Origin of the sequence: Paenibacillus sp. Soil750 (assembly GCF_001428045.1) — a bacterium.
Lineage (GTDB): Bacteria > Bacillota > Bacilli > Paenibacillales > NBRC-103111 > Paenibacillus_E > Paenibacillus_E allorhizoplanae.
The window spans coordinates 1-6034 of sequence record NZ_LMSD01000035.1; the positions used below are offsets into that span (position 1 = coordinate 1).

The window sequence follows — 6034 nt, forward strand, 5'->3', positions numbered from 1 at the left end:
ATTACTCGACTGTGCTTACTCACTCGTTGTTCAGTTTTCAAAGATCAATTTCTTTCGCTCACTGCCGTGTTACCGAAGCAGCGAGAAGTAATATACCATATTGATTTTTCATTTGCAAGCTTTATTTTATTTCATCCATTCGTGAAGATAATCAACACGTTCAGACTCCATGGTTTGTGCTTGTTCATGCCTGTCCTGTTCGGAGCAAGAAACATAATATAGCACAAACCATTTCGTAATGCAAACTTAATCTGCACTATTTGAGTCGAATACTTTTGAGCAAAATTTCAAGAGGTTCCCTCTCTTCAGTCTCCCCTCGATGATCATGCTCCACAAGCTTATCCAAACGCGCAATCTGATGACCATAGTCATACATAGCTGCTGCCACAATGGAGAGTCGAAGCATACCGCTTGGTTGTTCGCTATACCGTGCAAGGAGATCGATCATAAACTGTTCGTTCTCCGCTTCGATTTCCAAACTATCCGAGCTTGTATCCTTTAACTTATCATCGTACTTCAAGAGTACATGCTCGTGGTACTTGATCAATTTCTCCATATGATCGTCAAAACATACATCCGTTTCTGCACTTGGGGAAGCCTGAAAGTAATGCTCATCTACAGCTTCCAACACCTCAAGCCCTTTGGACATGACAAGCAGCTTCTGCTTGTACACGACGAGTTCGCGGATCCTTTTGGAGCCGCTGCCCTTCAACTTTTTAATTTCTTCTTCCATAAGTCTATACTTCTCAGATAATGACTTTAAGCTATTACGAAGACTTTCCTTCTCTTCACGAAACACCGTTTCCTTGATCTCATTCGAAATCACAGTCCGGAGGAGCAGTGACATTTTGCTGAAAATAGATCCGATCTGCGCTGCGAATTGTTCCTTAGGCTTAGGTGGGAAGAATAGTACATTCACCACGAAGGCACATCCTATCCCGATCAAGCTAAGCAACAGCCGATTAACGGCAAAACGCCACTCCCCCGACGCCTCCATCACAGCCACAACGGTTACTAAGGTAAGACCTATCGTTTCTTCCATTCGTAAACGTAAACTTAGAATAATAACAATAATACATACAATGCCGATGGCAATCACATTTTGTGAAAAAAACATCCCCGCCAACAGAGCGAAAGCCGCACCAATAATATTGGTCTGCAGCTGATCTAAGAAATAACGCCAGGAGCGATAAATCGAAGGCTGCATCGCAAAGATCGCAGCAACAGCCGCAATGACTGGTGGCGTGAATTCGAGCCAAGCACTTATGTATAAAGCTAATGCAACAGCGATGCCTGTTTTCCACACGCGTGCCCCAAATACCATGACTCTCACCTCATCCAAAATATCCTACATCTATCTTACACAGGTCATGTGATTGATGCAAAAACAGTTGATTCAACAAAGAAACCACCCTCGCAAGATGCCGAAGGTGGTTCGTTGGTTAGCAATTTGCTAAGCTTTGGTGCTTTTGGTACTCGCGGTACTTGAAGTATTTGAAGTACCTGCAGCCTTGGCCGCGATTGCAGCGGCTTTCAAACCTTTACTCTTGTAGGGTTTCGGGGCACTCTTCGCCCGGTTCTCACTTGCTTTCCACCGGTTCCAGCCTTTGCTGTCAGTACCTCTACCTGTTCCACCTTTACCCTTAGCCATAAACTCACTCCATACGTGTTGCTTCTTATTTATTAGTTAATAAACCCGACCATGTCGATTCTAGCCATTGATCGAAATCAGAGCCTTTGTCACCTTCGTAAGTGTCATAAACATCACTTCTCATTTTCTGCAGCTTCTCCTTGAAAGCCTCATACGTATGACCTTCAGGCAAGCTCTTCTTGATGCGAAGTAAAATTTTACCCACGCCTTTAATTAAATCACCTTTTTTGCGAGGGGGCAGTTGCACATCCTCACCTAAAAGTTTGAGCTTACGGTAAGCCGTCTCCTGTATCGCATACACGGTATCATTGGTCATTATACGTTTAAGAATATGAACCGATTGTTGATCGCCATGTTCACCTAATGCTTCAACGGCAGAAAGACGCTCCCTCCAATTGGATGTGCGGTTTGCTGCTTTTTTCAACTCTTCAAAATCGGTAGGTAACTCATTGTGTAATTCAATATTCAACTGATTCAAGCTCCTTCTGTGGCTATATGTGTTAGATGTTACACTTTTTTTGGGCAGAGCGCCAACTTTTTGATATGTTTAGTTTATGGAAGTACCATTTATACAGGATTTTTCATATTAAATCACCATATATAGGTATCTCCTTTTGGGTTCGAATTCAATAACCTCAACTTGAGGTGAATGAGATGTCCGATTTCCTAAGGCTCGTTGGTGAGCGATTACGTATGATTAGAAAGCTTAAGGGATACACACAGGATCAGCTTGCTGAAAAAACAGGCAAAGTCGGTATGAGCAAATCGCACATATCGGATATTGAACGAGGCCAAAGGAACATTTCATTTACCACGTTAGAAACACTAATGAATGCGTTAGACATAGACCCGAGCGAGTTGTTTAATTTTCAAAAACTTGACGGTGTAGATGGCATCCATGAAAAGAAATTGATTATCGATATTCACAAAAGCATGCTTATGGAACGTGGGCTTGATGAAGTTCAATATATTGTCAGGACGGCGAGTGATTTCCTAGGAACGTTAGATGCTAAAGAAGCAGTAGACGAAGCAAGAATGACTAACACAAATACAAAAAAGCAACGAGCGGCTCGCACGTAGCGAATGACTCGTTGCTTTTCTTTTCCCCTTTTAACCGGAATTCCTAGTATCAACTTAACTCACTACAACCCCCCTACAATACTTACACACAGGCGCATCAATAGCGATTTCCTCGTTGCAGTAAGAGCAGGGCTTGTGTGTTTTCACTTCAGCAGGCGCTTTGGATTTACTTCTTCTTACACTCAGGATGACCAGTGCACCAACGACCACGACAATCACAGCCAAAATCCAATAAATCATACGAAACACCTCCCAGTTGATAACCAACTTTTGATGATTTCCGTATATGTATATTCGTTCTATTGACTCTTATGAATGCGTTTCATTGGCACTTGTGACGGAAATTACAGCCACATCTGTTGTTGGTACGACATTTCCCAGAACAACGTTTCGTAGCGAGTCGTATTCAAAAAAATAGTTTCTAATCGTGCTAATTCACTTTCTGATTTCCCTAAGGCTAGTCGATCCATTAAATTTATGCACCATTGTGCATGTTTACCGAACTCCTCTGAGCTGTATCCCCTCACCCATTCACCATAATCAGGATGATCCACTGCACCTGGGAACTCCTTCAACATGCGACCGATCTCCCAGTAACTCCACATACAAGGAAGTAATGCTGCTGTTAACTCCGCTAATCCGCCATTCTGTGCTACATGCAACATGTAATGCGAATAAGCGAGTGTAATTGGGGAAGGTTCTGCCTGCTCCAATTCTTCCCTGGTGATACCGAAGCGAGCTGCGTAGGAACGATGAATGCCCATTTCTTCATGCAAAATGTTACTTAATGACGCTGAGAACTCACTCATCGTTGTGAGATCTGGCGCCTTGACAGCTCCTAATGCGAACAATTTGGCATAATCAATTAAATATAAATAGTCTTGGATCATGTAGAACCTGAACTTATTGCGGTCTAGGGTTCCCCGACCTAATTCTTGAACAAAGGGGTGTTGCTGGGTTTGGCGCCATTCGTGCTGATATTTCTGCACTAAATGCTGTGTAAAGGACATTATGGTTCTCCTTTGGTATGTGATTGTATACTGAATAGATGAGTGTGTTACTGTTAGTAGATTTGGTGAATTCTATTATTCTACCATATTTTAACTCAATCACTAGGAATGAATAAGTAGACTAGGTAGCATACAAAAAATGAACCTCCACGGTATGGAGGCTCATTGCTTTCAATTTTGTGAGATATGTATACTAACAGAAGTATGCTATACCAAGTCACACGCATCAGCAGGCATCCAATGCGCATCCTTACCGTCCCATTTTACATTACAGCCAAGTGGGTTCGTCAACGGTAGTGTAATCGCTTGACCAGAGGTCAGCTCTTCTAACGCGATATCTAAATTATTTATTGTGATTTTTGATGCATCCTTAGGATTATCTACGCCACGTCCCGTGTAAACTAATTTGCGATTTTCATCAAAGACATAAAAATGCGGCGTTCTTAATGCACCATAGGCTAATGCCGTTTCTTGGGTTTCGTCTCTCAGGTACGTCCATGGATATTGATGCTCCTCCATGTGCGATACCATATGATCAAAGGAATCTTCTGGCTTGGTGTTCACACTGTTAGCGTTGATACCAACGAACTGTACACCTTTATCTTTATACCGATTGGCAGTTTCGCGTGTTACTTCATTAGAACCGATCACATAAGGGCAATGGTTGCACGTGAAAAATATAACGAGAGTTTTCGCATCTCTGAAATCATTTAACGCGTATGTTTGTCCATCCGTAGCTGGTAATGAAAAATCAGGCGCTTCATCTCCGAGCGATAAAGTAAAGGTAAAAGCCATCTCACAAGCCCCTCTCATCCCTGAAAATTTATAGTTGGTTCTCTCCAGTACTCTGGAAAAACTCAATAATTTCACCATTTAATCCTTTGACAAAAGCAATACGCACAGGTGTTGGCGGGTTCACGCCTAGGATCACGTCTTTCGGTTCTACCGTAACGATAGCTCCGGCAGCAACTGCTGCTGCAACTGCTCCATCTACATCATTACTGCGTAAAGCAACATGAAAGAAATAACCTTCTGGAATTTGCTCACCTGTTCCTCCAGCAAAAACCTCCATATAATTCCCATCGCCAGAGTCTAACAGGACCGCGCGCTTATTCCCTTCGCCCCAGTTATTCTTCTCTACAAAGCCTAAACCTTCTGTATAAAACTTGACTGTCGCGTCAAAATCATTCGCTCTGAGTGCAACGTGATGAAACCCGCCGCCGCCTATTTTCGCATTCGTACCCACTTACTTTTGCCTCCTTAGAATTCATACTTTTACTTCATTTCCAGTATACTCGAACAGGCGTGGTTAGAAAATGAGTTACATCAAGGTAACTAAGTAACCAAGGGTAACTCTATGTGAAATAAGAATGACTGCAACACTTCGGTCAAAAACAAATGATCACAACAAAAAACCACAATCCTTCATCACTTGATGAAGAACTGTGGTTGATATCGGGACGACACGATTTGAACATGCGACCCCCTGCTCCCAAAGCAGGTGCTCTACCAAGCTGAGCTACGTCCCGAAGATAAAAAGCGGAAGACGGGGATCGAACCCGCGACCCTCGCCTTGGCAAGGCGATGCTCTACCGCTGAGCCACTTCCGCATAGGGGTCCCTAAGTTGCATGAAGCAACCTAGGGACGATGATGCGCGTAGAGGGACTTGAACCCCCACGGTCGCCCGCTAGATCCTAAGTCTAGTGCGTCTGCCAATTCCGCCATACGCGCATGCTGGTAAATAAGGCAAGTGGTGAGTCATGTAGGATTCGAACCTACGACACCCTGATTAAAAGTCAGGTGCTCTACCAACTGAGCTAATGACTCATGTGTTGTGAAAAAATGGCTGGGGATCAAGGATTTGAACCTTGGCATGACGGAGTCAAAGTCCGTTGCCTTACCGCTTGGCTAATCCCCATTGATCTTATTGGCAGGGGCAGCAGGAATTGAACCCACACCAAAGGTTTTGGAGACCTTTGTTCTACCCTTAAACTATGCCCCTAAATAAGGTATATGGAGGCTGATGGATTCGAACCACCGAACTCGAAGAGAGCAGATTTACAGTCTGCCGTGTTTAGCCACTTCACTAAGCCTCCATAAAGGCAAATCAAATCTTACTAGACAAAAAAAATACCCATGCAGAGAGACTTTAATCTTCGATTAAAGATCCCTATATTAGGTATCTGCTTGGCAACGTTCTACTCTCCCAGAACCCTGCGGTTCAAGTACCATCGACGCTGGAGGGCTTAACGGTCGTGTTCGAGATGGGAACGCGTGGGTCCCCTCCGCCAT

At 43.6% G+C, this 6034-nt stretch carries 8 protein-coding genes, 7 tRNA genes and 1 rRNA gene; 1 reads left to right on the top strand and 15 read right to left on the bottom strand.

Annotation, left to right across the window (positions count from 1 at the left end):
* Nucleotides 1–256: 256 nt before the first annotated feature.
* The 3 genes from ASL11_RS27380 to ASL11_RS27390 form a co-directional block, all read right to left on the bottom strand.
* On the bottom strand, nt 257–1324 hold the full coding sequence (locus ASL11_RS27380; RefSeq protein WP_056621913.1) for an FUSC family protein: 1068 nt from the start codon (nt 1322–1324) through the stop codon (nt 257–259).
* Between the two features lie 129 nt (nt 1325–1453).
* Entirely contained in the window at nt 1454–1651 is a 198-nt protein-coding gene (locus ASL11_RS27385) for a DUF3934 family protein (RefSeq protein WP_056621915.1), read from the bottom strand.
* A gap of 25 nt (nt 1652–1676) precedes the next feature.
* The gene (locus ASL11_RS27390; protein WP_056621917.1) at nt 1677–2120 is read right to left on the bottom strand and encodes a HEAT repeat domain-containing protein; all 444 of its coding nucleotides are present in this window, start codon (nt 2118–2120) and stop codon (nt 1677–1679) included.
* 185 nt (nt 2121–2305) lie between these two features.
* On the opposite strand from ASL11_RS27390, the gene ASL11_RS27395 reads away from it, so the two are divergent.
* A complete protein-coding gene (locus ASL11_RS27395; RefSeq protein ID WP_056621919.1) occupies nt 2306–2731 on the top strand; it encodes a helix-turn-helix domain-containing protein in 426 nt (141 codons plus the stop codon).
* Between the two features lie 54 nt (nt 2732–2785).
* Here the strand turns inward: ASL11_RS27395 and ASL11_RS27400 are convergent, their stop codons facing one another.
* The 12 genes from ASL11_RS27400 to rrf all read right to left on the bottom strand — a co-directional run.
* A complete protein-coding gene (locus ASL11_RS27400; RefSeq protein WP_056621921.1) occupies nt 2786–2971 on the bottom strand; it encodes a hypothetical protein in 186 nt (61 codons plus the stop codon).
* A gap of 104 nt (nt 2972–3075) precedes the next feature.
* On the bottom strand, nt 3076–3741 hold the full coding sequence (gene tenA, locus ASL11_RS27405; protein WP_056621923.1) for a thiaminase II: 666 nt from the start codon (nt 3739–3741) through the stop codon (nt 3076–3078).
* A 207-nt stretch (nt 3742–3948) separates the two neighbouring features.
* Complete coding sequence (locus tag ASL11_RS27410) at nt 3949–4536, bottom strand: thioredoxin family protein (RefSeq protein ID WP_056621926.1); 588 nt, start codon at nt 4534–4536, stop codon at nt 3949–3951.
* A 28-nt stretch (nt 4537–4564) separates the two neighbouring features.
* Entirely contained in the window at nt 4565–4987 is a 423-nt protein-coding gene (locus ASL11_RS27415; protein ID WP_056621929.1) for a VOC family protein, read from the bottom strand.
* A 209-nt stretch (nt 4988–5196) separates the two neighbouring features.
* A tRNA-Pro gene (locus ASL11_RS27420) sits at nt 5197–5270 on the bottom strand.
* Nucleotides 5271–5279: 9 nt separating this feature from the next.
* Nucleotides 5280–5351, bottom strand: a tRNA-Gly gene (locus ASL11_RS27425).
* 42 nt (nt 5352–5393) lie between these two features.
* Nucleotides 5394–5473, bottom strand: a tRNA-Leu gene (locus tag ASL11_RS27430).
* Between the two features lie 20 nt (nt 5474–5493).
* Nucleotides 5494–5569 (bottom strand) — tRNA-Lys (locus ASL11_RS27435).
* 16 nt (nt 5570–5585) lie between these two features.
* Nucleotides 5586–5660 (bottom strand) — tRNA-Gln (locus tag ASL11_RS27440).
* A 10-nt stretch (nt 5661–5670) separates the two neighbouring features.
* Nucleotides 5671–5744, bottom strand: a tRNA-Trp gene (locus tag ASL11_RS27445).
* Between the two features lie 12 nt (nt 5745–5756).
* Nucleotides 5757–5838, bottom strand: a tRNA-Tyr gene (locus tag ASL11_RS27450).
* An 89-nt stretch (nt 5839–5927) separates the two neighbouring features.
* A 5S ribosomal RNA gene (gene rrf, locus ASL11_RS27455) occupies nt 5928–6034 on the bottom strand; the annotation flags it as partial.

Coding starts and splice junctions, on each gene's coding strand:
- ASL11_RS27380 (WP_056621913.1), bottom strand. CDS start 1,324: ATGGTATTTGGGGCACGCGTGTGGAAAACAGGCATCGCTGTTGCATTA.
- ASL11_RS27385 (WP_056621915.1), bottom strand. CDS start 1,651: ATGGCTAAGGGTAAAGGTGGAACAGGTAGAGGTACTGACAGCAAAGGC.
- ASL11_RS27395 (WP_056621919.1), top strand. CDS start 2,306: ATGTCCGATTTCCTAAGGCTCGTTGGTGAGCGATTACGTATGATTAGA.
- ASL11_RS27400 (WP_056621921.1), bottom strand. CDS start 2,971: ATGATTTATTGGATTTTGGCTGTGATTGTCGTGGTCGTTGGTGCACTG.
- tenA (WP_056621923.1), bottom strand. CDS start 3,741: ATGTCCTTTACACAGCATTTAGTGCAGAAATATCAGCACGAATGGCGC.
- ASL11_RS27410 (WP_056621926.1), bottom strand. CDS start 4,536: ATGGCTTTTACCTTTACTTTATCGCTCGGAGATGAAGCGCCTGATTTT.